The sequence below is a fragment of the Acidovorax sp. GW821-FHT10E04 genome (assembly GCF_059415185.1).
On the sequence record NZ_JBWKMT010000003.1, the window covers coordinates 716,202 to 741,899 of the forward strand.

Sequence of the window (25,698 nt, forward strand, 5' to 3'; positions counted from 1 at the left end):
GAGTCCGTTCGCCCCATGCACGCCACCCCCAGCGCCACGGCCACCGTCAACGGCCAGCCCTGCGCACTGCCCGCCACCGGTGCGGACGGCGCCACGCTGCTGCACGTGCTGCGCAACGACCTGCAGCTCAACGGCCCCAAGTACGGCTGTGGCCTGGGGCAGTGCGGCGCGTGCACGGTGCTGGTGGACGGCGTGGCCGCGCGGGCCTGTGTGATCCCCGCGCGGGGCGCGGCGGGGCGCGACGTGACCACGCTGGAGGGGCTGCCGGCGCGCTGCGGCCGGGCCGCGGGGCTGCACCCGGTGCAGCAGGCCTTCATCGACGAGCAGGCCGCGCAATGCGGCTATTGCCTGAGCGGAATGGTGATGATGGCCGTGGCCCTGCTGGAGCGCAACGCCGACCCCGACGAGGCCGCCATCCGCCGCGAACTGGCCAGCAACCTGTGCCGCTGCGGCACCCATGTGGAGATCATCCGCGCCGTGTTGCGCGCGGCCGTGCTGATGCGGGAGGCCAAGGCATGAGCACCACGCCCGCCGGCGCCTTGCCATTGCGCGCCCACGCACCCCTGACCCGCGCTGACTTCCATGCCGCGCAGGGTGTGCTGCTGGTGGTGCGCAACCCGCCGCCCGCGCCGCCGCCCGTCAAAGGCCAGCCCGCGCTGGTGGCGGGCAATCCGGCCGAGGGGGTCGAAATCCTGATTGCCGTGTGGGACGACGGCAGCGTGACCGCGCTCAACGGTCACGTCGACCTGGGCACGGGCATCCGCACGGCGCTGGCGCAGATCGTGGCCGAGGAACTCGATGTGCCGCTGGCCCGGGTGCACATGGTGCTGGGCGACACTGCGCGCGCGCCCAACCAGGGTGCGACCATCGCCAGCGCTTCGATCCAGATCCACGCCAGGCCGCTGCGCATCGCCGCGGCGCAGGCGCGCCACTGGCTGGTGGCGCGCGCCGCCGCGCGCCTGGGCGTGGCGGCCGACACCCTGCGGGTGCAGGCCGGGGTGGTGCAGGCGGCCGCCGAACCGGCGCGCCAGGTGGCCTATGGCGAACTGCTCGCTGGCGCGCACACCGCCCTGGAGCTGGCCGAGGCCACGCCCACCAAGCCCGCGGCCGACTACACCGTGGTCGGGCAGCCGGTGCCGCGCGTGGACATCCCCGCCAAGGTCAGCGGCGAGCTGGTCTTCGTGCACGACATGCGCGTGCCCGGCATGCTGCATGGGCGCGTGGTGCGCCCGCCCTATGCGGGCGCCGACCATGGCGACTTCATCGGCAACACGCTGGAATCGGTGGACCAGTCGTCCATCGCCCACATCCCGGGCATCCGCGCGGTGGTGGTGATCCGCGACTTCGTGGGCATCGTCGCCGAGCGCGAGGAGCAGGCCGAGCAAGCCCTGCGCGAGCTGAAGGTGCAGTGGAAGCACTGGCCCGGTTTCCCGCGCCAGGACAGCGCTGAAGCGGTGGAGCAGGCCATTCGCGCCAACCCCGCCACCCAGCGCCGCCTGGTGGACGAGGGCGATGTGGATGCCGCGCTGGCCGCTGCCGACCAGCCCATGCCGCGCACCTATGTGTGGCCCTACCAGCTGCACGGCTCCATCGGCCCGTCGTGCGCGGTGGCCGAGTGGCGCCAGGACGAAACCACCGGCCGCCCGCGCATGGCGGTCTGGGCCGGCACGCAGAACCCCCATGTGCTGCGCGCCGACCTGGCCCGCTTGATGGGCCTGGCCGACGTGGACATCGACCTGGTGCGCATGGAGGCTGCGGGTTGCTACGGCCGCAACGGGGCCGACGACGTGGCGGCCGATGCTGCGCTGCTCTCGCGCGCCGTGGGGGCGCCCGTGCGCGTGCAGCTCACGCGCGAGCAGGAGCACCTGTGGGAGCCCAAGGGCACGGCCCAGCTCATGCAGGTGCGTGGCGGGCTCAACGCCGATGGCTCGGTGGCGGCCTACGACTTCGAGACCTCCTACCCCTCCAACGGCGCGCCCACGCTGGCCCTGCTGCTCACGCGCACCATCGAGCCCGTGGCCCAGGCCTACGAGATGGGCGACCGCACCGCGCGCCCGCCCTACGGCTACGACAACCTGCGCGTGGCCGTGAACGACATGGCACCCATCGTGCGGGCCTCGTGGCTGCGCGGCGTCTCGGCGCTGCCCAACTCGTTCGCGCACGAGTCCTATGTGGACGAGCTGGCCACGGCGGCGGGCGTGGACCCGGTCGAATTCCGCCTGCAGCTGCTGAACGATCCGCGCGCGGCCGAGCTCGTGCAGGCCACGGCGGAAAAGGCGGGCTGGGTGCGCCGCACCGGCCCCTTGCAGCGCGGGCTGGACGGCGACTGGGTGCAGGGCCAGGGCTTTGCCTACGCGCGCTACATCCACAGCAAGTGGCCGGGCTTTGGCGCCGCCTGGGCGGCCTGGGTGGCCGACGTGGACGTGAACCGGAAGACCGGCGAGGTGCATGTGCGCCGCGTGGTCGTGGGGCACGATGCGGGCCTCATGGTCAACCCGGCCGGCGTGGAGCACCAGGTGCACGGCAACGTGGTGCAGACCACCAGCCGCGCGCTCAAGGAGCAGGTGCGCTTCGACCCCGTCACGCAGGCGGTGGACACGCGCGAATGGGGCAGCTACCCGATCCTGAGCTTCCGCGAGGTGCCGGTCATCGAGGTCATGCACATGCCCCGGCAGGACGAGGCGCCGCTGGGTGCGGGCGAGTCGTCCTCCGTGCCCGGCACGGCGGCCATCGCCAACGCGATCTTCGACGCCACGGGTGTGCGCTTTCGCGCGCCGCCCTTCACGCCCGAGGTGGTGCGCGCCGGGCTCAATCCGCTGCCGGGCAACGCCGGTGCGGGAGATGCGGGCACGGCAGGCACCGCCACCACGCAGCTTGCCGACGTGCTGCCCACCCTGGAGCTGCCAGCGCCTACCGTGCCCGCCACCGCCACGTGGCCGCGCCAGCGCAGCCCCTGGGCGCGTGCACTGGCCCTGGCCGCGGGTGGGCTGGCCATGGGCGCCGCGCTGCTGGGCTGGCGCCCGTCCATCGCGCCCGTGGTGCAGACGGCGGGTGGTGCGGCGGTGTACAACGCCGCCACCATCGAGCGCGGCCGCCTGCTGGCCGCCGCGGGCGACTGCGTGGTCTGCCACACTGCGCCCGGCGGCACGCCCAACACGGGCGGGCGCGGCATGGAAACGCCGTTCGGCACCGTCTACACCACCAACCTCACGCCCGACGCCGAGACCGGCATCGGCCGGTGGTCGTTCAGCGCCTTCCAGCGCGCCATGCGCGAGGGCATCTCGCGCGACGGCCGCCACCTGTACCCGGCGTTCCCGTACACCTCGTTCGCGAAGATGAGCGACGACGACCTCACGGCGGTCTACGCCTACCTCATGGCGCAGCCCGCCGTGCGCGCCGAGGTGCCCGCCACCCGACTTGCATTCCCCTTCAGCGTGCGCCCGCTCATGGCTGGATGGAACGCGCTGTTCCACGACGCCACGCCCTGGAAGCCCGACCCCGCGCGCCCGCCCGAGTGGAACCGGGGCGCCTACCTGGTGCAGGGCGTGGGCCACTGCGGCGCCTGCCACACGCCGCGCAATGCGCTGGGCGCGGAGCAGGGCGGGGCGGCCTTCCTGTCGGGCGCGCTCATCGACGGGTGGGAGGCCCCCGCGCTCACCGGCTTGTCCAAGGCACCCGTGCCCTGGAGCGCCGAGTCGCTCTACGGCTACCTGCGCCACGGCCACAGCGCGCAGCACGGCAGCGCCTCCGGCCCCATGGCGCCCGTGGTGCGCGAGCTGGCGCACCTGCCCGACGGCGACATCCGCGCCATGGCCACCTACCTCGCCTCGTTCACGGCCGCCACGGAGCCTGCCGCCGACGCGGCGCGGGCCCGCGCCACGGCGGCCGTGGCCCAGGCCGCCGCGCTCGCGCCCCAGCCCGGCTCCGCGCAGCGCCTGTTCAACGGCGCTTGCGCCGCCTGCCACCACGACGGCGACGGGCCGAAGCTGCTGGGCGTGAACATTCCGCTGGCCCTCAACAGCAACCTGCACAGCGACCGGCCCGACAACCTGCTGCAGGTCATCGTGCACGGCATCCGCGAACCCGCCGCGCGCGACATCGGCTTCATGCCCGGCTTTGGCCACGCGCTCAGCGACGCGCAGATCACCGAGCTGGCAGGCTACATGCGCCAGCGCTACGCCCCCGGGCGCCCGGCGTGGCGTGATGTGCCCGAGGCGCTGGCCCGTGTGCGGGCGGGGCCTGCGCATCCTTAAGCTGACGATCTCGCAGAACCGCTCTGGGCGAGCGTCAACACGTTTTGAAGCTTTTTGGTGCTGAGGCGCTAGTGGAACATGCGCAAGCAGCTATCAAAAATGGAGCAAATGCAGGCCCCGTGTTCAGCCCGACAATCGGGTTGCACCATCGCCCAGACACCATGACAGATGCCGTCCCCTTGCCATCGCATAGCGCCTTGCGCACCCCGCACCGGCGCGCGCAGCGCATAGGCGGGGCCGCAACGCTGGCCCTGTGCTGCCTGGCCCTCACGGCCTGCGGGCCGGATGTGCAGGGGTCGCCCAAGCCGCCCCCGGCGTTTGGCCCCGTGCAGAGCAGCTGGTTCGGCTGCCCGTCGCTGCAAGGGGTGTACGCCTGGCCGCCGGTGGAGCCCGGTGGTGTGCGGGGCAGCCTGCCGTTTTTCACCGGTTCGCCGGAGATGCAGGTCTGGGTACAGCAGCAGCGCGGCGAAACCACGCTGCGCACGCGCACCGTCAACCGCGCGCGCAACGTGCGCACCTCGTTGACTCGGCAGTGGAGTCTGGTCACCTACGGCGGCGCGCAGGCCCGCTGCAGCTCCGGCATGCTCGACCTGGTCCCGCAGACCGTGTCGCCGGACAAGGAGCCTGGGGTCTCGGGCGTGCTGCAGGGTTTCAGGCTGGCGCTGCTCAAGGATGGCGGGCTGGCCGTGGGCAAGCGCACCGTCAGCACGGGCAACAAGGGCTCGTACTTCTCGTGGGGCGGGCAGTCCTACGGCAGCTACGACGCGCCCGATGTGGAGACCTGGACCTGGCTCAAGCTGGCCCGCACCGCTGCGGGGGACAGCGAGCCGCCGGTCATCGACGCCTACGTGCCCGGGGCCACCTCCCCTTAGGCTTTTTGATTGCAGAGCGGCGCGCGAAAAAGGCCGCGAACTTCCCCGTTTATCGCGCCACCGCCTGCGCTGCCGCCTCGGCACAGTGACATCGGGGCTTGGTCCATGGTGGGGCAGGCCCGGGCGCCCGCATTGTTGTGGCAGGCGCCCACGTCATCGGCCTGCCCAAGCAGCGGCCGTCCACTGTCGTTCAAGGAGAAGACCATGCCCGCTAGTGAACTGGAAATCCACGAGATCGTGCTGCGATTGCTGCGTGAAGGCTATGCCGCCCTGACCGCCGCCCAACGCAGGGTGGTAGACACGCTGATGGCGGTGTGCTGACGCGCCACGCGGCCATTCAAAGTCAATTTTGAATCTTTTAGGGCCCTAGCGCTGGCCCCGATTGCACTGGTGGCTACTAAAAATGTAGCAATTGCAATTCGGCTCGCATGGCCCGCGCAATGAGGCGCATGTCATGGTCGCTGACGGAGAGCAGCCCAAAGCGGAACTTGCTGCCCCAGCGCTGGCGGTCGTCCACAAATTCAAAATCGTCCAGCAGCGGCGCAATCGCCGCCTCACGTGCAGGCACATAGGCCACGTCCCGCCGCGACGGCACAAACCCGCCGCCCATGTCAAACGCATACGGCGCGCCCGGCAGCACGAGGCCGATGGAGACAAACGCCTGCAGCCGGTCCTTGCCACCCATGGTCACCGTGGGCGCGTAGTACGCCACGCGGTCGCCGGGCCGTATGCGCTGCAGCGGCGCTGCCTTGCCGTGGCACACCTGCATGTAGCCCGCACCGGGTGTGGCGCAGCCCCGGCGGGCGTGCTGGGCGCAGGCCACGGCGATCCAGTTGCGGCGCGCTGGGGCGCCAGAGGTTGCCGCCGACACGGACGTTTCCATGCGCACGGGCTCGGCATCCGGCCAAAGGGTGTGTTGCAGCACGGCGTCGGTCATGAGAAAAGCTCCTGGTCAAAGAAGCCACCGATGGTGCGGGCGGGCTGCTGACACCGCAGTGTCAGTACCCTTGCAGCATCTCCTGCGTTGGGTACACGAGCCGTCAGACCAGCTGCACCCACTGCCACAGCGCGAACCCGCCCAGCAGCAGCGCCGATGCCTGGTTGATGCGCTGGCGCCAGGCCGGCGTGAAGTGCCGCCGCTGGTACGCGATCGCGCCGGTCAGCAGCAGCCACCACGCTGCCGACCCAGCCAGCACGCCCGCCACCATCCACAGCGGTGACGGCATGGCCTGCCGGCCGCCGCCCAGCGACCCAAACACCGCGATGAACGACACGATGGTGGCCGGGTTGGCCAGCGTGAGCGCAAAGGTGCCCGCCGCCAGGCCCAGCAGGCCGCGCGCATCGCGCGCCGGGGCGGCGGTGTGGGCTACCGGCGCATGCCAGGTGCGCCAGGCCAGCACCAGCAGCAGCGCGCCGCCGCCCAGCGCGAGCGGTGTCTTGGCGCTGGCCAGCAGGTCGATCAGCCAGCGCACGCTGAAGGCGCCGATGGCGCCGTACACCGCGTCCGCGGCAGCGGCGCCCAGGCCGGTGGCCAGCCCGGCCGCCAGGCCCCGCTCCAGGGTGCGCTGCATCGTCAACAGGCCGATGGGCCCCACGGGGGCCGCGATGAGGACGCCAATGAGGGCGGCTTGAAGAAAGAGGGTGAGTGGTGCGAAGTCCATGCACCGATGCTAGGGGGGTGCCTTGCGAAGGAGAATGCTGAAAATTAGGTATTTTTCAATTCTGGTTTCCTATTTTTCTGCATTTACTCAAAAAGGCGTTCCATGGAAGTCGATGACAAGGCCTGGCGGCTCATCACCGCGCTGCAGGCCGACGGGCGTGCATCCCTCAAGGACCTGGCGCACACGGTCGGGCTGTCGGTGCCCGCCACGCTGGAGCGCCTGCGGCGCCTGCAGGAGGCCGGGGTGGTGCGTGGCGTGCATGCCGACATCGACCCCGCCCAGGTCGGCTACGGCGTGCGGGCGGTGGTGGGCATCAACGTGCCGCAGCCCGGCAAGAAGGCGCTGATCGACAAGCTGCGCCAATCCGCGCGGGTGCTGGAATGCCACCATGTCAGCGGCAACGATTCGTATGTGCTGCAGGTGGTGGCGCGCGACCTGCCGGATCTGGAGCGTTTCCTGGGCGACATCAATGGCTATGGAGAGACACGCACTTCCATCGTGTTCTCCACGCCGATACCGCTGCGCGGCCTGGCCCGCCCCGAGGTGGGTTGTTGATCCAGTGGCGGGGCCCGGGGCGTCAGGCCATCAGAACGTCACCTTGACCGACGGCGCGCTGCGCTGCGCCTCGCCGTGGAACACCGCCTCGATGTTGTTGCCGTCCGGGTCCAGCACAAAGGCGGCGTAGTAGCCGGGGTGGTACGGCCGCTCGCCCGGGGCGCCATTGTCCGTGCCGCCATGGGCAAGGGCGGCCTGGTGGAATGCCTCCACCATGGCGCGGTCCCGGGCCTGGAAGGCCAGGTGGTGCCGGCCCGTGAGATGGCCCTGGGCGGCGGCGCTGTCGGCGGTGGAGACAAACAGCTCATCCGCCCAGAAGTACCCTTCGCCCGTGCCGCCCATCGGCACCTGGAGCGCCTTGAACACGGCGGTATAGAAGGCCTGGCTGGCCGGCAGGTCGCGCACGACCAGCTGGATGTGGTCGATGAGGCGGCCCCTGTGCAGTTCCTGTGTTTCCATGCGGTTGTCCTTTCTTCAAGACAGTGCGTGAAGACCCACGCGGTTGCCATCCAGGTCATGGATGTGCGCGAAGAACCCCATGCCCGGCGGCAGTGCCTGGCGCGGCAGGGCCACGCGGCCGCCCTGGGCCACCACGCGCTCCAGCGCGGCGTCGAGCGAGGGCGATGCATCGAGGTACACCAGTGTGCCACCACCAGAAACCTGCGGCGCCGTGGGGCCCATCATCAGCGCGCCCCCCGCGCCATCGGCCGCGGGGTCGTAGGCAAACACGGCGCCCTCGCTCGGGCCCATGTTCTCGCGGCGCATGGGCTGGGCCAGCACGGCTTCATAAAAGGCCTGGGCGCGGTCCAGCTGGGTGGTGGGGATCTCGAACCAGGCGACGGCGTTTTTCATGGGGGCTCCTTGTGTGTGAAAGAAAGAAGCCCTGATGGTGATCGGGGGCTGCTGACAGCGGCGTGTCAGCAGCCTGTCACGCGGCATCACATCGCCGGGGTGGGCGCCGACGCAGCCACCTGCGCACGAAACGCGCGGGGTGACAGGCCCGCATCGCGCGTGAAGGCACGCGTGAAGTACGCCGGGTCCGCATAGCCCAGCGTGTAGGCGATGGTGGCCACGCCCAGATGGGTGTAGGCCAGGTTGCGCCGCGCCTCGCGCATCAGGCGCGCCTCAATGAGGCGCTGGGCCGACACCCCGGTGGTGGCGCGGGCCACCCGGCTCAGGTGCGTGGGCGATACGGCCAGCGCGCGCGCATAGTCCGCCACCTGCCAGTGCTCCAGAAAATGCGCCTCGATCAGCGCCTCCAGCCGCAGCACCAGGCTGGACTCTGGTGCTGCAGCGTCGCCCGGGCTGTGCTCTTCCGTGGCCCGGGCCACCCAGCCCAGCAGCGTGGCGCTCAGGCCCCGCAGCACCAGCGCACGCGCCTTGGCGCGGCCCGAGAACTCCTGCCAGATCTGGCCCATGGCCTGGTGCAGCTCAGGCGGCGCGGGCGCCACGGCGGGCCGCGCCAGGTCGCGCCGCACATCGCCCACGCGCACAAAAATCTCGTCCATCAATTCATCGGCCAGCGTGGCCACCCAGCCCTGCGTGTGCTGCGTGAAGCGAAACGCATGCACGTGCCCCTGCGGCACGTTGATGAGCGCACCCGCAAACAGCGCAATCCGCTCGCCATCCAGGTGCGCCACGCCCCCGCCCGAGGTGATCAGCAGCACCTGGTGCAGCCGCGTGTGCCGGTGCGGCGCCAGCTCCCAGTCGTGCAGCACCGAGCGCTCGGCAATTGTCTCGCAGTGCAGCACATCGGGCAGGTGTTGCGACTCGCCGAACAGGCTGTACGAGTGGATGGTTCCGATGTTCGAAAAGTGCATGTTCTGGCTCCATCCGTCCATTCAACGCGGCGACTGTGCCACGTATCTTTGGGTGGTCCGTTTGACCCATGTCATGAACGCACCAACCACCACAGGAGACACCATGAAAACCCAGGTCTGCATCATCGGCGGAGGCCCCTCGGGCCTCATGCTCTCCCAGCTCTTGCACCTCAAGGGCATAGCCACCATCGTGCTGGAGCGCCAAAGCCGCGAATACGTGCTGGGCCGCATCCGCGCCGGCGTGCTGGAGCACGGCTTCGCCGCACTCATGCGCGAGGCCCAGTGCGGCGAGCGCATGGACAAGGAGGGCGAGATCCACGACGGCTTCATCATCGCCCACGACGGCAAGATGGAACGGGTCGATTTGCACAAGTACAGCGGTGGTAGCTCGGTGGTGGTGTACGGCCAGACCGAGCTGACGCGCGACCTGTACGAAGCGCGCGACCGCATGAAGGGCGTCGTCATCCACAACGCCGAAGACGTGCAGCCCCACGACCTCAAAAGCGCCAACCCGTATGTGACTTACCGCCAAGGCGACGAGGTGGTGCGCATCGACTGCGACTTCGTCATCGGCGCCGACGGCTTCCACGGCGTGAGCCGCAAGTCCATCCCGCGCGACGTGCTCAAGGAGTATGAAAAGGTCTACCCCTTCGGCTGGCTGGGCGTGCTCTCGCGCACCCAACCCGTCTCGCCCGAGCTGATCTACGCCAAGCACGAGCGCGGCTTCGCGCTGTGCTCGCTGCGCTCGCAAGTGCTGAGCCGCTACTACATCCAGGTGCCGCTGACCGACAACGTGGAAGACTGGTCCGACGAAGCCTTTTGGGACGAACTCAAGTGCCGCCTGCCCGCCGAGGTGGCCGCCAAGCTCATCACCGGCTCCTCCATCGAAAAGTCCATCGCCCCCCTGCGCTCCTTCGTGGCCGAGCCCATGCGCTACGGCAACCTGTTCCTGGCGGGCGACGCCGCCCACATCGTGCCGCCCACCGGCGCGCGGGGCCTGAACAGCGCCGCGTCGGACATCTACTACCTGTACCACGCCATGGTCGCCCACTACCAAAACGGCGACAGCACCGGCCTCGACAAATACTCCGAAAAGGCCCTGGCCCGCGTGTGGAAGGCCCAGCGCTTCTCATGGTGGATGACGACCATGCTGCACACCTTCCCCGACTCGCTGGCCTACGACCAGAAGCTGCAGGACACGGACCTGGCGTATCTGTTCTCGTCCGAGAAGGCGCTGGGGTCGTTGGCGGAGAACTACGTGGGGTTGCCGTTCTAGTCACCCGGCAGTAGCACGTCACCCAATCAAAGGCTTGCATGGGGTTTCCTCTTGCAAGCCTTTTTCTACGCCCAAATCGGCGTTCAGTGCAGGCAGTCGCGTTGGGCAGCGGTCTCCATCTGCTACGCAAAATTTAGGCAGAACTGATGCTTACGCCAGGACGGTAGGCTCGATAGCATCACACCAAGTTTTCAGATCATTTGCCCAGTGGTGTCGGCGTCAGCGTTGACGATGGCTTGAACACGATGAAGCTGCAGACGCAGCGTTTTAGGCAGTGCACTTCGCGTTAGAGAGTGCCAATCAACAGCCAGGAAAATCTCAACAATGGATTGGGTCCCGATAGTCTTCATTGTGTTCAAGGTGGCCGTGTTCGGCATCGGCATGTTCTTTGCCATCAAGTGGCATTACGACCAAGGGAAGAAGGCGAAGAGCGAAGCCAGCAGATCGCCATTGCCGACTGAACGCACACCGGGCGCGTCGGAGCAATAGCTAATTGCTGTCGATGGTCATAGCTGCGTCAACCCAACTCCGTGCGCCTACTCCACCCTGTATCCAGCCCTGCCAATGTCGTTGCTTGGCGTGACTTCGGCACTGTCAACCGGCTGGCAATCGAGCTTGCGAATTGAGTGCGAAAGTACAGTAACAGACGGGCGACCGCTTCAGGCCGGTTGCGGACGTACGCTCCACTTTCGTGAATGAGTACTATCGGCCAGTACCGGCCGTTGGCTGATGCCGTTCACCTCGACCAGAAGAAGCCGCCATGACTAGGTATCAAGTCGCAATAGTTCTGCTTATCTTTGCCGTTGTGCAGTCAGTCTTGGCTGTAAAAATCGCCAAGCTAAGCAAGCGCAGGTCTTCACAAAAATCTGCGCAACTCGATGTAGAAATTAACCGTCTGAATGCAATTAGCAAGCGTATTCAAGTGGCGGCTTGCAGTGCACTTCTTGTTTGGCTGGCAATTCAATACTTCGCATAGCCGCCAAAACCAGCCGTTGCAGACGGTTGGATCCAACCCCCTCGAAAGCGGACGTTCGTCGCAGAATCAGGAACTAGCTGGAGGCAAAGGAATGCAAATTCGTCGAGCGCGTGAGTCGGACCAAGATGCGGTGCTCAGCCTGTACCGTGAGCTACGTCCAAGAGCTATCGCGCGTGGACGCTCCTCATGTCAAACGTTAGGTGCCCTTTGAAAGCGTCTGTGGCGATCTCGATTGGCGTCTTGTGCAGCCTGGTTCTGCTAGCGCTATTGTTCGCGGTACTCGGATGCCACGAGTTCCTTGTGCCTGGCGTCCTTGTATTGCTTGCACTTGGGGTGTTTGCTTTACTGCGCGCACGGCTGTTTGTGCGCATGGGGGCCTCGGTGTTGATGTTTGCTATCGATGTAGCGCTTGCCTCGCAAGCGATGTGCAGGTCTGACTCCGAGCCCAAATCCGCACCTAGCTCAGAGCCTAGTCGACGAGGTACATCTAACCTCCCCATCGAGCGGCAGCTGTCGGCAAGCCGCTAGCTGCCGCTCATGTCGAACGTTGAGCGTCCGCTTTGCTAGCCGCCACCGACTGCTCCTGGCCGATAGTACGCATTCGTGACCGAGATGCGAACGGCAGCAACCGCTGCAAAGCTGCCAATGAACCTGCGCAAATCGCTTCTCACTAGTGTGTAACCCGGGCCCAAAAGTCTGGAACTTCCGGGGCTGCACGCAGCAGCGCTTCTAGTCACCCCTTTGCCCGATGAAAAAGCCCGGCACAAGCCGGGCTTCCCACTTTCAATCCGCCATCACTTGCAGCTGAAACTGCTCGCATTCTCCACATCCCCCGTGCCGTTGTAGCGCGCCACCTTGGGGTACACGCACAGCGGCCGGGTGCGGTTGGCGGACCAGCTGGCAGGCAGCTCGGCATTCACCACATTGGCGCCTGCGCCGCGCGCCTTGGCCGTCACGCTGTCGGGTGCCTTGCCTTGTTCCACCCAAGCCACCAGCGGGGCCAGCATATCGAACTGATCGGTGGCGGGGCCGCCGGAGCAGTGGTTCATGCCGGGCACCAGGAACAGGCGGGCAAACGCATCGGCCTTGCCGCTGTGGTTGGCCTGCAGGCGGTCCATCCAGTGGGCGGTGTCCATGGGCGAGAACACGCCGTCGGCCACGCCGTGGAAGACGATCATCTTGGCGCCCCGGTTCTTCAGGGTGCTCAGGTCGGCTTCGTTGGGCGGGGTCATGTAGGACCAGGGGGACTCGGTGTACGTGGTGTTGGTGGCGAACATCTTGGGGTAGTCCGTCTCCATGCTGAAGTTCAGCGCGTACTGCATGCCGGGGATGGCGGTGAACGCGGCCACCGTGGACGGGGGCGAGGTGAAGATGAAGGCCACGGCCCCTGCGTCGCGCGTGGCTGGCGAGCCGAAGTGCCAGGACGCGAAGTTGGCGCCCGCGATGCCGGGGTCGAACCAGGTGCCCGTGTACAGCGCCTCGCCCTTGCTGTTCCTGGGGCCCGCAAAGATGCTGGCCAGCACACCCTTTTGCTCGCTGGTGATGCAGGAGCCGTCGCGCGCGCCGGTGCAGGTGGGCACGTCGGTCTGCAGGTTGAAGGCGGCCTGGCAGGCGGCCACGTCGTTGACCTGGCCGTCAGCCACGCCGTCCAGCGCGTCGCACTTGGCGACGATCTTGCTGCCGATGAGCTTGAACTCGGCGGGGCTCACGGCCGTGTTCAGGTCGGGCAGGCCGGTGGTGGCGTCCTTGGTGGATACCTTGGCGTACTGCTGGGCCTTCCACAGCTGGGTGGTGGCGGCCTTGGGCAGGTGAAAGCCGGGGTTGCCCGCCAGGATGCCGTCGTACTGGTCGGCATAGCGCGATGCGCCCACCATGGCGTGGCGGCCGCCGTTGGAGCAGCCGGCCAGGTACGAGCGGTCGGGCGCCTTGCCGTAGGCGCTCTTGATGAGGTTCTTGGCCATGGGGGTGAGGGTGCCCACGGCCTGGTAGCCGTAGTCCAGCCGGGCCTGCGGGTCCACGCCGAAGAAGGGAGTGGGCGCGCCATGGCCTGCGTCGGAGCTGAGCACCGCAAAGCCCTGCACCAGGCCGGGGGCCACCGGCGCGGCGCCGCTCACCGAGCCCAGCGCGGTGACCACGCTGCCGTCCAGTCCGCCGTTGGCCTGGTGCAGAAAGCGGCCGTTCCACGCCACGGGCAGGCGCATCTCGAAACCGATGGCGTAGCTGGCGCCATCCACGGGGCCGGTGCGCTCCTTCATCTTGCCCTTGACGAGGCAGTGCGCGGGCGCCTGGGTGGTCACGCCCTGCAGGGCCAGGGGGCCCTCGGGCACCTGCTCGGCGGAGGTGATGCGCGTGTCGGGCAGGGCCAGGCTGGTGGCGAGCGTGGCGCACGACTGTAGGGGGGCCGGTGTGGCGGCGGAGAGCTGGGGCAGGGCGGCATCGGACGAGCCGCCGCAGCCCATGAGCAGGGCCGTGGTCACGGCCGACAAAGCGATGGGATGGGCGCGCATTCTGGTCCTTCTTTTTTTCAAGCTCATGGTGTGTCTCCTGTTTTTCTGAGGCGCAAGGAAACCCGCGGCGTGGCCTCAACACGCTGTGGGCGGGAGATCGGCAGAAAGCGGATTGCTACTGAATCAGGAGCTGCTGGCGCATATGGATTCAGCGCCTGTGGCCTCCTGGGCCCTGGATTCCAAGGCGTGCGCGATGCGCTGGCGCAGGATGCCGGTGCGCAGGTCGAATTCGGGCAGCACCCACAGGGCAAAGGCCTGGGCGGGGGCGGTCCAGCGGTCCGTGGCGCTGGTGGGTTCGCTCCCGCGTTCGCGGGGGCTGGCGGCGCCGATCTGGCCCCAGGCCCATTCCAGCAGCACCAGCGCCACGGCGCGCAGGTAGTCGTCGGCCACCCAGTAGGGCAGCTCGGGGTCGGACTGGGCGGCCGCCGCCAGGGCCTGCGTGATCTCGACCAGCGCATGGCGGCGCGCGCTGGCGGCGGCGCTGGGGGCTGCGCCGGGCAGGCTGCCCAGCAGGGCGCCCAGGCCCTGGCCGCCATCGGCCAGCACCTTGCGCACCAGCAGGTCGATGGCCTGGATCTCGTTGGTGCCCTCGTAGATCATGGCCACGCGCGCGTCGCGCACGATCTGCTCGATGCCCCATTCACGCACATAGCCGTGGCCGCCAAACACCTGCAGGCAGGCGCTGGCCCCGTGAAAGCCCTGGTCGGTGAGCGCGGCCTTGAGCACGGGCGTGACCAGCGCGCACCAGCGCTGGGCGGCGGCGCGCGCGGCAGCGTCGGTGCTGTGCTTGGCCACGTCGAGCTGCAGGGCCGTGTGGTAGGCCAGCACGCGCCCGCCGTCGATCCAGGCGCGCTGCGTGTGCAGGATGCGGCGGATGGCGGGGTGGTCTTGAATGAGGCTGGTGTCCCTGGCGCCGGGGGCGCGCATCTGGCGGCGCTCGGCCGCGTAGGCGCTGGCCTTTTGCCATGCGGCTTCCAGGAGGCCGATGCCCTGCAGGCCCACGTGCAGGCGCGCCGCGTTCATCATCACGAACATGGCGTTGAGGCCCTTGTTCGGCTCGCCCACCAGCCAGCCGGTGGCGTCGTCAAAGCGCATCACGCAGGTGGGGCTGCCGTGCAGGCCCATCTTTTCTTCGATGCGCTCGCACACCACGGCATTGCAGCTTCCATCTTGAAGAATCTTGGGCACCAGGAACAGCGACAGGCCCTTGGGCCCCGCAGGCGCATCGGGCAGGCGCGCCAGCACCAGGTGCACGATGTTGTCGGTCAGGTCGTGCTCGCCGCCGGAGATAAAGATCTTGCTGCCGTTCACCCGCGCGCTGCCATCGGGCTGCGGCACCCCACGTGTGCGCACCAGGCCCAGGTCGCTGCCCGCGTGGGCTTCGGTCAGGCACATGGTGGCCAGCCATTCGCCGGTGGCGACTTTCTCTAGGTATTGCGCCTTGAGTTCGTCGCTGGCGTGGTGCTTGATGCATTCGTACGCGCCGTGCAGCAGGCCGGGCGCCATGGTCCAGCCGTGGTTGGCGCCGGCCAGCCATTCGAACAGCACACATTCGAGCACCGCAGGCAGGCCCTGGCCGCCGTCCTCGGGCGCGCATGACAGCGACGGCCAGCCCGCCTGCCAGAAGGCCTGGTAGGCGTCGCGGAAGCCTGCGGGCGTGCGCACCTGGCCTGCGTCGAAGCGGCAGCCTTCTTCGTCGCCGCCGCGCTGCAGCGGGGCGATGGCGCTGTCCACAAACTTGGCGGCTTCGTCGAGCACCTGCGCGGCCAGCTCGCCATCGGTGTCCGCAAACGGGGGCAGCGCCTGCCAGCGGCTGGGCGCCTGCAGCACATGGGTCAGCAGATGCTGGATGTCGGCAAGGGCCTGGCGTGCTTGCATGGTTTGCTCTTGTTATGATAGCTATTGGCGCTTGATGGACGCGCGGTAGCGGCTGTTTTTGCTTGAAATCCTGGTCGGCCAGCGGCAGTCCGTTCATCCTGATCCGGTCGAACGGACTGCGCGGGTGGCATGCCCAGGCTTCGACAGGCTCAGCCTGAACGGGTGGGAATGGCTGCGCGCCCTCGCGCCGCGTTGCGCACTGCCCGTGATACCGGCGCGGCCCCGGCCAGCGCCACCGTGGAGCTGGCTTTGCCAGGCCACGGGTGGCGTCCCCCTCAGGGGGAAGCGGCGAAGCCGCTCAGGGGGAGCTCAGGAATCCGCGGTGAAGCCGATCTTCTTGATCAGCGGACCCCAGGTGTCGTACTCGGCCTTCTGCCAGCGCGCCTGCTCCTCGGGCGTGGAGCCGTGGGGCATCAGGCCCACGATGGCCAGGCTGTCGATGACCGACTTTTCCTTCAGGGCTGCGTTGATGGCGGCGTTGGCGGCGGCAATCACGGGCTTGGGCGTGGCGGCGGGGGCGTAGAAGCCAAACCATTCCTCGGTCGTCAGCTCGGGGAAGCCCTGCTCGGCAAACGTGGGCACATCAGGAACGTACTGCGAGCGCTTGGGGCCCGAGGTGGCCAGGATGCGCAGCTTGCCCGCCTTGTAGTTGGCGATGAAGTCGCCGTGCGGCGTGACCATGGCCGCCACCTGGCCGCCCACCACGTCCGTCACGCCGGGGATGGAGCCACGGTAGGGCACGTGGCGCAGGTCCACGCCGCTGTTGATGCCCAGCAGCGCGCCCAGGAAGTGGGGCGTGGAGCCCGCGCCGGGCGAGCCGTAGCTCGCGTCCTTGGGGTTGGCCTTGGCCCAGGCCAGGAAGTCCTTCACTGTCTTGACGCTGGCGGGCACCATGGGGCCCACGGCCAGGCCGTGGTGCATGATGGCCGCGATCGACACGGGCGCGAAGTCCTTGTCGGTGTAGTTCATCTTGCTGTAGATGTGCGGGTAGTTGGCCAGGGCCGACACCTGCGCCACCGCCAGTACCGAGCCGTCGGCCGGGGCCGACTTCAGGGTCTCCAGCGCAATGCGCCCGCCCGCACCGGGCTTGTTCTCCACCACACCGGCGTTCTTGCTGAAGGCCGAGCCACCCCACTTCTCGGCCACGCGCCGCGCCACGGTGTCGCCCGAGCTGCCGGCCGGAAAGCCAAAATACACCTTGACCTGATCCACCTGCGCATGGGCGGCGAAGGGGTGCAGGGCGCCCAATGCGGCGCTGGCGCCAAGGGCCTGAACGAATTGACGGCGTGTGGTGGTCATGGTTTGTCTCCTGGTGTGTATCTGACGGACATCTCAAAAATCAACTGGGGTGTTCGCACACCCTCTCGTTATCAGCTGTGCGGTGCGTCCCGGGGCGCAAGAAACTGGCGCTGCCCAAGCCAGCGCCACCGTGGAACTGGCTTTGCCAGGCCACCGGTGGCGCCCCCCTCCCGCAGGAGAGGGGGAAGGCGCGAAGCGACTCGAGGGGTGCATTACCGTGGCGCCATGCGCAGGGCGCCATCGAGGCGAATCACCTCGCCGTTGAGGTGCCCATTGGTGACGATGTGGCAGGCCAGCTCGGCAAACTCTTCGGGCTTGCCCAGGCGCGGGGGGAAGGGGATGCTCGCGGCCAGCGATTGCTGCACGGCCTCGGGCAGTTCCTTCATCAGCGGCGTGGCGAACAGGCCGGGCGCCACGGTGCACACCCGGATGCCGTGCTGCGCCAGGTCGCGCGCCATGGGCAGCGTCATGCCCACCAGGCCGCCCTTGGAGGCGCTGTAGGCCTGCTGGCCCACCTGGCCGTCGAACGCGGCGGCCGAGGCGGTGAACATCATCACGCCGCGCTCGCCATTGGGCAGGGCGTCGAGTTTGGCGCAGGCGGCGGCGAACAGGCGGCTCACGTTGTAGCTGCCGATCAGGTTGATGGTGACCACCCGCGTGAAGTCCTCCAGCGGCGCGGCGCTGCCGTCGCGCTGCACGATGCGCTTGGCGCTGCCGATGCCGGCCACGTTCATCAGGATGCGCGCGGGGCCGTGGGCCGCAGCCGCCTTCTCCAGCGCGGCGGTGACGCTGGCGGGGTCGGTGATGTCGCAGGCGCAGGCCACGGCGCAGCCGTTGCCAAATTCCTTGCCAATGTCGGCCGCGACCTTCTCGGCCAGCTCGGCGTTGCGGTCGAGCACGGCGACCTTGGCGCCCAGGCGGGCGAGTTCGCGGGCGGTGGCTTCACCGAGGCCCGATGCGCCGCCGGTCACGACGGCGGCTTGTCCTTGGATGTCCATGCTGTGTGTCCTTGATGAAAATGGGTTGTGTCTTTGGTGTTCAGCGGCGCGGCACCAGCGTGCCGGGCAGCGTGCCGCCGTGCAGCGCGTCCACCACGTCCGCGCGGTGTTGCAGCACGGCGCGCTGGTTGATGGAGCCCTTGTCGGTGATCTCGCCCTTGTCGAGCGAGGGCGGCTCGGCCATCAGGTGCGCGCGGGCCACGCGGGTGGCGCTGCCGGTGGACTCGGCCGCGAGCTTGTCCAGCACCTGCTGGAAGTGCTGCTGCACTGGGGCGCTGTGCAGCACCTCGTGCAGGCTCGCGCTCTCGGGCAGGCCGCTGAGCGTGCGGATGGTGGCCGTGGGCACCAGCAGCGCGCCGATCTCTTTCAGGTTGATGCCGGTGATGACCGCGTCCTGCACGTAGGGCGCGCAGGCCGCGATGATCTTCGCGCGCATGGGGCCCACGCTCACGAAGGTGCCGGTACTGAGCTTGAAGTCCTCGGCAATGCGGCCGTCGAACTTCAGGCCCTTGTTCGGGTCGTTCTCGTCGATCCACTTCACGGCGTCGCCCGAGCAGTAGAACCCCTCTTCATCGAAGGCGTCGCGCGTGGCTTCGGCATTGCGCCAGTAGCCGGGCGTGATGTTGGGGCCGCGGTAGCGCACCTCGACCTTGCCGTCCACCGGCACGAGCTTGAGTTCGAGCCCCGGCGTGGGCACGCCGATGTCGCCGGCCTGCACGTCGGGGCTGTTCACGGCCACGCAGAACGGGCAGCCCTCGGTCATGCCCAGGCCCGTGTTCATCACGATGCGCTCGCCCACCTCGCGCTCGGCGCTGTCGAACAGCGAGTCCCAGATGGGCTGCGAGAGCGCGGCGGCGGCAAAGAAGAACATCTTCACGCGGCTGAGCAGGTTCTTGCGCAGCTGCGCGTCGGTCTTCATGGTCTGCGCGATCACCTCGAAACCCGTGGGCACGTTGAAGTACACCGTGGGTGCGATCTCGCGCAGGTTGCGGATGGTCTCGGCCATGCCCTTGGGCGTGGGCTTGCCTTCGTCCAGGTACAGCGTGCCGCCGTTGTAGATGACGATGCCGAAGTTGTGGTTGCCGCCGAAGGTGTGGTTCCACGGCAGCCAGTCCACCAGCACCAGGGGCTCCTCGGCCAGCACGGGCATGGACTGGTTCATCTGCTGCAGGTTGGCGGCCCACATGCCGTGCGTCACGATCACGGCCTTGGGCAGCTTGGTGGAGCCCGAGGTGAACATGAACTTGGCGATGCTGTCGGCCGTGATGGCGCCGTGCGCAGCATCCACGGCGGGCGTGGCAGGGGTGGCCAGCAGGTCGCTGAAGGCCACGGTGCTGCGGCCCGGGATGCTGCCGGTGCCCAGCACCACCTTGACGTCGGCGGCCACGGTGGCCTCGATGGCGCGCGCAAAGCGCGCGGCGTCGCTGGCGAACACCAGGCCGGGGGTCAGCGTGTCCAGCACATGGCGCAGCTTGTCGAAGTCCTGGCTGATGGTGGAGTACGCGGTGGAGACGGTGCACTGCGGCACGCCGGCCACCAGGCAGCCCAGCGACAGCAGCGCGTGGTCCAGGTCGTTCTCGCTCAGGATGGCCACGGGGCGCTCGGCGCTCAGGTGCATGTCGAGCAAGGCCTGGGCAATGCTGCGCGCGGCCTGCCAGGCCTGGCCGTAGGTGACGTGGCGCCACTCGCCCAGGCTGCCGTCGGCGTTCTTCACGCGCTGGGCCATCCAGGTGCGGTCGGGCACGGTCTGGGCCCAGTGCGCGAGCCGGTCGGTCAGGCGCAGCGGGTAGGCCTGCAGGTCTTGCGTGGCCCGCACGTAGACCACGCCGTTGTCTGCCTGGCGCGTGCTGACCTCGGTCACGCCAAAGCGCAGCGGACGGTAGCGGGGGGATGGGTTGCTCGTCATGGGTGCGTGTCGGTGGGCTTGCGCGGGCGCGTGCTGTCTGTGCTATCTGTCCTGTCCGGGGCGCTGCGGTCAGCCCTTCTGGACCTTGGCGGCCTTGCCGTCGAGGAAGGCGCGCACGCGCGCCTTGGCCTCGGGGGCGCTCTGGGCGATGGCGGCCATCATGGCTTCGGTCATCAGGCCCTGGTCCGACGGCTGCTCGGCGATGCGCGGCAGCGCGTGCATCAGCGCGTAGTTGGTCAGCGGCGCGTTCTGCGCGATGCGCTGGGCCAGCTCGAAGGCCTTGTCGAACGCCGTGCCGGTGGGCACGAGGTATTGCGCAAAGCCCACGCGCTCGCCGTCCACCGCGTTGTAGACGCGGCCGGTCATCATCATGTCGGTCATGCGCGCCGTGCCGATCAGGCGCGGGATGCGCACCGCGCCGCCGCCGCCCACGAAGATGCCGCGCGAGCCCTCGGGCAGCGCGTAGAAGGTGGACTCGTCGGCCACGCGGATGTGGCAGGCGCTGGCCAGCTCCAGGCCCCCGCCCACCACCGCGCCGTGCAGCGCGGCCACCACGGGCACGGGGCCGAACTGCACGCGGTCCAGCGCCGCATGCCACATGCGCGAGTGGTGCAGGCCCTGGCCCGCATCGCGCTCCTTCAATTCGGACAGGTCCAGGCCCGAGCAGAAGTGCTCGCCTTCGCCATCGATCACGGCCGCGCCCACGGTGGCGGGCAGGTTGTCCATCACGTCCCGCAGCGCCAGGATCAGGCCGTCGTTCAGGGCATTGCGCTTGGCGGGGCGGGCGAGGCGGATGACCGCGATGTCCTCGCGTTCGCCGCGGATTTCGAGGGAGATGTCGGAGTGCTTGGTCATGGTCATCGAGGTGAGTTGGAGAAATTATGGTTATCAAAAATAACTAAAACAAGGCCATGGAGACGGTCTTTGCTAGGTGCTTTCCCTAGCTTTTCTGGGTGCTCATATGATTATGATAAATAACTAAAATGGCACCGATTCACAGCAAGGAACCGTCATGAACGCCTTCATCCCCTACGGCATTTACTGGTCGTCCCCGTTCGCCAAGTGGCAGGGCTCGCTGGCCAACCTCAACGCGCTGCCGCTGGCGGCCACGGTGGGCAAGCAGGCGCTGGCCGCGCGCGGGTACGACCTGGCGGCGGTGGACCTGGCGATCCTCGGCATCACCAACCCGCAAAAGGGCAGTTTCTACGGGCTGCCCTGGGTCACTGGCATGATGGGTATCGACCGCGTGGCGGGGCCCACGGTGCAGCAGGCCTGCGCCACCAGTGTGCGCGCGCTGCAGATGGCCGCGCAAGAGGTGGCCTGCGGCACGGCCACCAGTGCGCTGCTGGTGATGGCCGACCGCCAATCCAACGGCCCGGTGGTGTACTACCCCGATTCGAGCGGCACCGGCGGCTATGGCATCACCGAGCACTGGGTGCCCGACAACATGGGCCACGACCCCTACGCCAAGAACCCCATGCTGCAGACCGGCGAGAACGTGGCGGCGCGCTACGGCATCACCACCGAAGAGCAGCACGCACTCAAGCTGCACCGCTACCACCAGTACCAGGACGCGCTGGCCGACGACCGCGCCTTCCAAAAGCGCTACATGGCCGATGTGCCGGTCACCGACTCGAAGTTCCGCAAGCAGACCGGCACGCTCAGCGCCGACGAAGGCATCTTCCCCACCACCGCCGAAGGCCTGGCCAGGCTCAAGCCGGTCAAAGAAGGCGGCACCGTGACCTTCGGCGGCCAGACGCACCCCGCCGACGGCAACGCGGGCGCCATCGTCACCACGCGTGACCGCGCCCGCGCCGTGGCTACCGACCCCGGCATCGAGGTCGAGATCCTGGGCTTCGGCATGTCGCGGGTGGAGGCCGGCTTCATGCCCATGGCGCCGTCGCCGGCGGCGTTCAACGCCTTGAAGCAAGCGGGCCTGTCGATTGCCGACGTGCACGCGATCAAGACGCACAACCCGTTTGCGGTGAACGACATCGCGCTGGCGCGCGACACCGGCTTTGCGTGGGAGCGCATGAACAACTACGGCAGCTCCATCATCTGGGGCCACCCACAGGCGCCCACCGGCCTGCGCGCCATCATCGAACTCATCGAAGAGCTGGTGCTGCGCGGCGGCGGCGTGGGCCTGTTCACCGGCTGCGCCGCGGGCGACACCGGCTACGCCACCGTGCTGCGCGTGACCGACAGCAGAACCAGCACCACCCCCAAGGCCTGACCATGACGACCACTGCGACGACAACCAGCAACGAACATTCCTTTTCCGCCCCGCTGAACGCCTGGCTGGTCGACGGCGTGCGCACGCCCATGGTCGACTACTGCGGCCCGCTCGGCCATGTGTCGCCCACCGACATGGGCATCAAGGTCGCCCGCGCCGTGCTCGACAAAAGCGGCGTGCCCGCTGCCGACGTGAACTCGGTCATCACCGGCTCGATGGCGCAGGCCGACTTCGACGCCTTCGTGCTGCCGCGCCACATCGGCCTGTATGCGGGCGTTCCGCAGAGCGTGCCGGCCATCCTGGTGCAGCGCATCTGCGGCACGGGCTTCGAGCTGTTCCGCCAGGCCGCGGACCAGATCGCGCTGGGCTATGCCGACGTGGCGCTGGTGGTGGGCACCGAGTCCATGACGCGGAACCCGATCGCCGCGTACACGCACCGCACGGGCTTCAAGCTCGGTGCGCCGGTGGAGTTCAAGGACTTCCTGATGGAGGCGCTGATCGACACCGCTGGCCCGGTGACGATGATCGAGACCGCCGAGAACCTGGCCAAGAAGTACGGCATCACCCGCGAAGACGTGGACGCATACGCGGCACGCTCGTTCGAGCGGGCGCTGCAAGCCCAGGCCGACGGCTTTCTGGCCGGCGAGATCGTGCCGGTGACGAGCGAAAAGTTCGAGCTGGCAGGCTACGCCACGCGCGGCATCACGCTGCCGCGCAAGGTGGCGCAGCTCGACCGCGACACGCACCCGCGCCCCTCGCCCATCGAGGCCCTGGCGGGGCTGCGCACGGTGTACCCCGGCGGCGTGCAGACAGCGGGCAACAGCTCCGCCCTGGTGGATGCGGCCGTGGGCGCCGTGGTGGCCAGCGATGCCTATGTGCAGCGGCGCGGCCTCAAGCCCCTGGCGCGCCTGCGCGGCGCGGCTGCCGTGGGTGTGGCGCCCGAATTCATGGGCATCGGGCCGGCACCCGCCATCCGCGCGCTGCTGGCGCGCACGGGGCTCACGCTGGAGGACATCGGCCTGTTTGAAATCAACGAAGCACAGGGCGCGCAGACCATCGCCGTGGAGCGCGAACTGGGCCTGGACCGCGACAAGCTCAACGTGAACGGCGGCGCAATTGCGCTGGGCCACCCCTTGGCCGCCACGGGCGTGCGCCTGACGGTGACGCTGGCGCGCGAGCTGCGCCGGCGCGGCCTGCGCTACGGCATCTCGAGTGCCTGCGTGGGCGGCGGGCAGGGCATTGCCTTGCTCATCGAGAACCCGGATGCTTGAAATTTAAGAGAAGCAGGGCTCAAGCGCTTATGGGATATGCGCAAGTAGCTATCGAAGTAATAGTGTTCAATTGAAGGTCACCATGAAAATCATCACCGCAGCCCAGGCCGGGGCCCTGATCCCCGACAACGCCACCATCTTCCTGGGCGGCCTGGCCGTCTCCAGCCTGCCCGAGGAAGTGCTCAAGGGCGTGGAAAAGAATTTCCTCGACACCGGACACCCGAAGAACGTGACCACCTGGGCCTGCGGCGCCATCGGCAACAGCAAGGACGCGGGCATGGTGCACTTTGCCCACCCGGGCATGATCAAGCGCACCGTGGCGGGCCACTTCGGCCAGACCGGCGCCGAGATGATGAAAATGGTGTTTGACGGCGAAGTGGAGGCGTACAACTTCCCGCAGGGCAGCCTGTCGCACCTCACGCGCCACATTGCCAGCCGCAGCCCCGGGCTGCTGACCAAGGTGGGCCTGGGCACGTTCGTGGACCCCCGCATCGAAGGCGGCAAGCTCAACAGCAAGTCCACCGAAGACCTGGTCAAGCTCGTCGAATTCAACGGCGAGGAATGGCTGTTCTACCCCGCGCCCAAGGTTGATGTGGCCATCATCCGCGGCACGCTGGCGGATGAGAACGGCAACATCACGCTGGACAAGGAAGGCGTGCTGCTCGAGCAGATCAACATCGCCCACGCGGCCAAGGCCTGCGGCGGCATCGTGATCGCGCAGGTGGAGCGCATCGTCAAGGCGGGCAGCCTGCATCCCAAGTCGGTCAAGGTGCCGGGCGTGTCGGTGGACTACGTGGTGGTCAGCCAGCCCGAGAACCACATGCAGACCATCACCACGCAGTTCAACCCCGCATTGTGCGGCGATGTGCGTGTGCCGCTCAATTCGCTGGCGCCCATGCCGCTGGACGAGCGCAAGGTCATCGCGCGCCGCACGGCGCTGGAGCTCACGCCCGGCGCCATCACCAACCTGGGTATCGGCATCCCGGCCGGCGTGCCGTCGGTGGCGGCGGAAGAGGGCGTGTCCGACCAGTTCACGCTGAGCGTGGAAAGCGGCATCACCGGCGGCATCCCGGCGCAGCTGGGTGACTTCGGCACCGCCTACAACGCCGACGCGATCATCGAGCAGTCGCTGCAGTTCGACTTCTATGATGGCGGCGGTCTGGACGCGAGCTTCCTGGGCCTGGCGCAGGCCGACAACCACGGCAACGTGAACGTGAGCAAGTTCAACGGCCGGCCCGTGGGCTGCGGCGGCTTCGTGAATATCACGCGGTCCACCAAGCACCTGGTGTTCTGCGGCACCTTCACCGCGGGCGGGCTGGAGGTGCAGGTGGCCGACGGCCAGCTCACCATCATCAAGGAAGGCCGCTCGCGCAAGTTCATCGAGAAGGTCGAGCAGATCACCTTCAACGGGCTGGACGCCGCGCAGCGCGAGCAGAACGTGCTGTTCGTCACCGAGCGCGCCGTGTTCCGTCTGACCACCGAAGGCCTGGAGCTGACCGAGATCGCGCCCGGCATCGACCTGGAACGCGACGTGCTGGCGCACATGGGGTTCAAGCCCCTGATGCGCGATGTGAAGATGATGGACCCGGGCCTGTTCCGTGCCCAGTGGGGCGGGCTGGCGCAGGCAATGGCCGCCAAGGCCAGGTCCGCTGCCTGATACGGAACGGAGCAACCCTGCGCGGGCTCTCAGGAGGCGGGGTCCGGCGAATAGACCTTCTGCAGCAACCGGATCAGCGTCTTGCGCTCGGCGGCGGTCAGGCCCGCCGTGGCGTCCACTTCCAGCTGGGCGGCGGTCTCCTCGGCCTGCGCGGTCAGCTCCACCCCCGCGGGCGTGAGGTGTACGCCCATGGCGCGCCCGTCGCTGGGGTGCGGGCGGCGCTCGATCAGCCCGCGCCGCTCCAGCGCGGCGATCAGTCCCACCAGGTTGGGCGGCAGTACATTGAGCGTGGCGCACAGCTGGCGCGAGGTGATGCCCGGGTTGTGGGCCACCAGCGACAGCACGGAAAACTCCACCACCTTCAGGCGGTACACCGCCATGCGCTCCATGAACACCTCGATGACCGCCAGCGACGCACGGCGCGCGTTGTAGCCCACCAGCGTGCGCAGGAAGCTGGTGTCCACGGCCTCCGGCGTGGAGAGCGCGGTGGCGGGGGGCGGTGGGTTTCTGAAGGGGCGGGCGCTGGACATGGGGCG

Annotated in this window: 22 protein-coding genes; 10 read left to right on the forward strand and 12 right to left on the reverse strand. The window is 68.3% G+C overall.

What is annotated here, in order from left to right:
• Nucleotides 1–15: 15 nt before the first annotated feature.
• From AC07OC_RS12645 to AC07OC_RS12655, 3 genes are all read left to right on the forward strand, one after another.
• Complete coding sequence (locus tag AC07OC_RS12645; RefSeq protein ID WP_494601304.1) at nucleotides 16–519, forward strand: (2Fe-2S)-binding protein; 504 nt, start codon at nucleotides 16–18, stop codon at nucleotides 517–519.
• Nucleotides 516–4,253 (forward strand): molybdopterin cofactor-binding domain-containing protein, encoded by a 3,738-nt coding sequence (locus tag AC07OC_RS12650; protein ID WP_494601306.1) that lies wholly within the window; start codon nucleotides 516–518, stop codon nucleotides 4,251–4,253. The genes AC07OC_RS12645 and AC07OC_RS12650 overlap by 4 nt, the downstream gene beginning before the upstream one ends.
• Nucleotides 4,254–4,414: 161 nt before the next feature.
• Nucleotides 4,415–5,125, forward strand: coding sequence for a hypothetical protein (locus AC07OC_RS12655; protein WP_494598229.1), 711 nt, complete (start codon nucleotides 4,415–4,417; stop codon nucleotides 5,123–5,125).
• 397 nt (nucleotides 5,126–5,522) lie between these two features.
• On the opposite strand, the gene AC07OC_RS12660 is transcribed toward AC07OC_RS12655, so the two are convergent.
• Nucleotides 5,523–6,062: an EVE domain-containing protein gene (locus tag AC07OC_RS12660; RefSeq protein WP_218339172.1), complete on the reverse strand. Its 540-nt coding sequence runs from the start codon at nucleotides 6,060–6,062 to the stop codon at nucleotides 5,523–5,525.
• A 103-nt stretch (nucleotides 6,063–6,165) separates the two neighbouring features.
• Nucleotides 6,166–6,786, reverse strand: coding sequence for a LysE family translocator (locus AC07OC_RS12665; protein WP_218339171.1), 621 nt, complete (start codon nucleotides 6,784–6,786; stop codon nucleotides 6,166–6,168).
• 102 nt (nucleotides 6,787–6,888) lie between these two features.
• Here AC07OC_RS12665 and AC07OC_RS12670 point away from each other — a divergent pair, with 102 nt between their 5' ends.
• Nucleotides 6,889–7,341 carry an Lrp/AsnC family transcriptional regulator gene (locus AC07OC_RS12670; RefSeq protein ID WP_218296595.1) on the forward strand — a complete coding sequence of 151 codons (453 nt, stop codon included), beginning with the start codon at nucleotides 6,889–6,891 and terminating at the stop codon, nucleotides 7,339–7,341.
• A 30-nt stretch (nucleotides 7,342–7,371) separates the two neighbouring features.
• Here AC07OC_RS12670 and AC07OC_RS12675 read toward each other — a convergent pair whose 3' ends face one another.
• The 3 genes from AC07OC_RS12675 to AC07OC_RS12685 form a co-directional block, all read right to left on the reverse strand.
• Nucleotides 7,372–7,800 carry a VOC family protein gene (locus AC07OC_RS12675; protein WP_218296596.1) on the reverse strand — a complete coding sequence of 143 codons (429 nt, stop codon included), beginning with the start codon at nucleotides 7,798–7,800 and terminating at the stop codon, nucleotides 7,372–7,374.
• A gap of 15 nt (nucleotides 7,801–7,815) precedes the next feature.
• Entirely contained in the window at nucleotides 7,816–8,193 is a 378-nt protein-coding gene (locus AC07OC_RS12680) for a VOC family protein (RefSeq protein WP_494598231.1), read from the reverse strand.
• Between the two features lie 86 nt (nucleotides 8,194–8,279).
• Entirely contained in the window at nucleotides 8,280–9,161 is an 882-nt protein-coding gene (locus AC07OC_RS12685; RefSeq protein WP_494598232.1) for a helix-turn-helix domain-containing protein, read from the reverse strand.
• Between the two features lie 103 nt (nucleotides 9,162–9,264).
• On the opposite strand from AC07OC_RS12685, the gene pobA reads away from it, so the two are divergent.
• The 3 genes from pobA (at nucleotide 9,265) to AC07OC_RS12700 (ending at nucleotide 11,413) form a co-directional block, all read left to right on the forward strand.
• Nucleotides 9,265–10,437 (forward strand): 4-hydroxybenzoate 3-monooxygenase, encoded by a 1,173-nt coding sequence (gene pobA / locus AC07OC_RS12690; RefSeq protein WP_218339170.1) that lies wholly within the window; start codon nucleotides 9,265–9,267, stop codon nucleotides 10,435–10,437.
• A 324-nt stretch (nucleotides 10,438–10,761) separates the two neighbouring features.
• Nucleotides 10,762–10,926, forward strand: a complete 165-nt coding sequence (locus tag AC07OC_RS12695; RefSeq protein ID WP_218366907.1) for a hypothetical protein — start codon at nucleotides 10,762–10,764, stop codon at nucleotides 10,924–10,926.
• A 271-nt stretch (nucleotides 10,927–11,197) separates the two neighbouring features.
• Complete coding sequence (locus AC07OC_RS12700) at nucleotides 11,198–11,413, forward strand: hypothetical protein (RefSeq protein ID WP_218339168.1); 216 nt, start codon at nucleotides 11,198–11,200, stop codon at nucleotides 11,411–11,413.
• Nucleotides 11,414–12,207: 794 nt separating this feature from the next.
• Here AC07OC_RS12700 and AC07OC_RS12705 read toward each other — a convergent pair.
• From AC07OC_RS12705 to AC07OC_RS12730, 6 genes are all read right to left on the reverse strand, one after another.
• A complete protein-coding gene (locus AC07OC_RS12705) occupies nucleotides 12,208–13,920 on the reverse strand; it encodes a tannase/feruloyl esterase family alpha/beta hydrolase (RefSeq protein WP_218339167.1) in 1,713 nt (570 codons plus the stop codon).
• Between the two features lie 123 nt (nucleotides 13,921–14,043).
• The gene (locus AC07OC_RS12710; protein WP_218339166.1) at nucleotides 14,044–15,798 is read right to left on the reverse strand and encodes an acyl-CoA dehydrogenase family protein; all 1,755 of its coding nucleotides are present in this window, start codon (nucleotides 15,796–15,798) and stop codon (nucleotides 14,044–14,046) included.
• Between the two features lie 309 nt (nucleotides 15,799–16,107).
• The gene (locus AC07OC_RS12715) at nucleotides 16,108–17,097 is read right to left on the reverse strand and encodes a Bug family tripartite tricarboxylate transporter substrate binding protein (RefSeq protein ID WP_218296604.1); all 990 of its coding nucleotides are present in this window, start codon (nucleotides 17,095–17,097) and stop codon (nucleotides 16,108–16,110) included.
• Nucleotides 17,098–17,309: 212 nt separating this feature from the next.
• The gene (locus AC07OC_RS12720) at nucleotides 17,310–18,095 is read right to left on the reverse strand and encodes an SDR family NAD(P)-dependent oxidoreductase (RefSeq protein ID WP_218339165.1); all 786 of its coding nucleotides are present in this window, start codon (nucleotides 18,093–18,095) and stop codon (nucleotides 17,310–17,312) included.
• Nucleotides 18,096–18,135: 40 nt separating this feature from the next.
• Complete coding sequence (locus tag AC07OC_RS12725) at nucleotides 18,136–20,001, reverse strand: feruloyl-CoA synthase (protein ID WP_218339164.1); 1,866 nt, start codon at nucleotides 19,999–20,001, stop codon at nucleotides 18,136–18,138.
• A 69-nt stretch (nucleotides 20,002–20,070) separates the two neighbouring features.
• Nucleotides 20,071–20,856, reverse strand: a complete 786-nt coding sequence (locus AC07OC_RS12730; RefSeq protein WP_218339163.1) for a crotonase/enoyl-CoA hydratase family protein — start codon at nucleotides 20,854–20,856, stop codon at nucleotides 20,071–20,073.
• Between the two features lie 157 nt (nucleotides 20,857–21,013).
• On the opposite strand from AC07OC_RS12730, the gene AC07OC_RS12735 reads away from it, so the two are divergent.
• From AC07OC_RS12735 to AC07OC_RS12745, 3 genes are all read left to right on the forward strand, one after another.
• Complete coding sequence (locus AC07OC_RS12735) at nucleotides 21,014–22,234, forward strand: thiolase family protein (RefSeq protein WP_494601312.1); 1,221 nt, start codon at nucleotides 21,014–21,016, stop codon at nucleotides 22,232–22,234.
• 2 nt (nucleotides 22,235–22,236) lie between these two features.
• The gene (locus AC07OC_RS12740) at nucleotides 22,237–23,505 is read left to right on the forward strand and encodes a thiolase family protein (protein WP_494601314.1); all 1,269 of its coding nucleotides are present in this window, start codon (nucleotides 22,237–22,239) and stop codon (nucleotides 23,503–23,505) included.
• Between the two features lie 82 nt (nucleotides 23,506–23,587).
• The gene (locus AC07OC_RS12745) at nucleotides 23,588–25,162 is read left to right on the forward strand and encodes an acyl CoA:acetate/3-ketoacid CoA transferase (protein ID WP_218339160.1); all 1,575 of its coding nucleotides are present in this window, start codon (nucleotides 23,588–23,590) and stop codon (nucleotides 25,160–25,162) included.
• Between the two features lie 29 nt (nucleotides 25,163–25,191).
• Here the strand turns inward: AC07OC_RS12745 and AC07OC_RS12750 are convergent, their stop codons facing one another.
• On the reverse strand, nucleotides 25,192–25,692 hold the full coding sequence (locus AC07OC_RS12750; RefSeq protein ID WP_218339159.1) for a MarR family winged helix-turn-helix transcriptional regulator: 501 nt from the start codon (nucleotides 25,690–25,692) through the stop codon (nucleotides 25,192–25,194).
• Between the last annotated feature and the right edge of the window lie 6 nt (nucleotides 25,693–25,698).

Excerpts from the sequence above, each read along its gene's own strand:
- AC07OC_RS12675 (WP_218296596.1), bottom strand. The coding sequence starts at position 7,800 with ATGGAAACACAGGAACTGCACAGGGGCCGCCTCATCGACCACATCCAG.
- pobA (WP_218339170.1), top strand. The coding sequence starts at position 9,265 with ATGAAAACCCAGGTCTGCATCATCGGCGGAGGCCCCTCGGGCCTCATG.
- AC07OC_RS12745 (WP_218339160.1), top strand. The coding sequence starts at position 23,588 with ATGAAAATCATCACCGCAGCCCAGGCCGGGGCCCTGATCCCCGACAAC.
- AC07OC_RS12705 (WP_218339167.1), bottom strand. The coding sequence starts at position 13,920 with ATGCGCGCCCATCCCATCGCTTTGTCGGCCGTGACCACGGCCCTGCTC.
- AC07OC_RS12695 (WP_218366907.1), top strand. The coding sequence starts at position 10,762 with ATGGATTGGGTCCCGATAGTCTTCATTGTGTTCAAGGTGGCCGTGTTC.
- AC07OC_RS12740 (WP_494601314.1), top strand. The coding sequence starts at position 22,237 with ATGACGACCACTGCGACGACAACCAGCAACGAACATTCCTTTTCCGCC.
- AC07OC_RS12650 (WP_494601306.1), top strand. The coding sequence starts at position 516 with ATGAGCACCACGCCCGCCGGCGCCTTGCCATTGCGCGCCCACGCACCC.
- AC07OC_RS12720 (WP_218339165.1), bottom strand. The coding sequence starts at position 18,095 with ATGGACATCCAAGGACAAGCCGCCGTCGTGACCGGCGGCGCATCGGGC.
- AC07OC_RS12710 (WP_218339166.1), bottom strand. The coding sequence starts at position 15,798 with ATGCAAGCACGCCAGGCCCTTGCCGACATCCAGCATCTGCTGACCCAT.
- AC07OC_RS12685 (WP_494598232.1), bottom strand. The coding sequence starts at position 9,161 with ATGCACTTTTCGAACATCGGAACCATCCACTCGTACAGCCTGTTCGGC.
- AC07OC_RS12655 (WP_494598229.1), top strand. The coding sequence starts at position 4,415 with ATGACAGATGCCGTCCCCTTGCCATCGCATAGCGCCTTGCGCACCCCG.
- AC07OC_RS12725 (WP_218339164.1), bottom strand. The coding sequence starts at position 20,001 with ATGACGAGCAACCCATCCCCCCGCTACCGTCCGCTGCGCTTTGGCGTG.
- AC07OC_RS12715 (WP_218296604.1), bottom strand. The coding sequence starts at position 17,097 with ATGACCACCACACGCCGTCAATTCGTTCAGGCCCTTGGCGCCAGCGCC.
- AC07OC_RS12680 (WP_494598231.1), bottom strand. The coding sequence starts at position 8,193 with ATGAAAAACGCCGTCGCCTGGTTCGAGATCCCCACCACCCAGCTGGAC.
- AC07OC_RS12730 (WP_218339163.1), bottom strand. The coding sequence starts at position 20,856 with ATGACCAAGCACTCCGACATCTCCCTCGAAATCCGCGGCGAACGCGAG.
- AC07OC_RS12750 (WP_218339159.1), bottom strand. The coding sequence starts at position 25,692 with ATGTCCAGCGCCCGCCCCTTCAGAAACCCACCGCCCCCCGCCACCGCG.
- AC07OC_RS12645 (WP_494601304.1), top strand. The coding sequence starts at position 16 with ATGCACGCCACCCCCAGCGCCACGGCCACCGTCAACGGCCAGCCCTGC.
- AC07OC_RS12735 (WP_494601312.1), top strand. The coding sequence starts at position 21,014 with ATGAACGCCTTCATCCCCTACGGCATTTACTGGTCGTCCCCGTTCGCC.
- AC07OC_RS12665 (WP_218339171.1), bottom strand. The coding sequence starts at position 6,786 with ATGGACTTCGCACCACTCACCCTCTTTCTTCAAGCCGCCCTCATTGGC.
- AC07OC_RS12660 (WP_218339172.1), bottom strand. The coding sequence starts at position 6,062 with ATGACCGACGCCGTGCTGCAACACACCCTTTGGCCGGATGCCGAGCCC.
- AC07OC_RS12670 (WP_218296595.1), top strand. The coding sequence starts at position 6,889 with ATGGAAGTCGATGACAAGGCCTGGCGGCTCATCACCGCGCTGCAGGCC.
- AC07OC_RS12700 (WP_218339168.1), top strand. The coding sequence starts at position 11,198 with ATGACTAGGTATCAAGTCGCAATAGTTCTGCTTATCTTTGCCGTTGTG.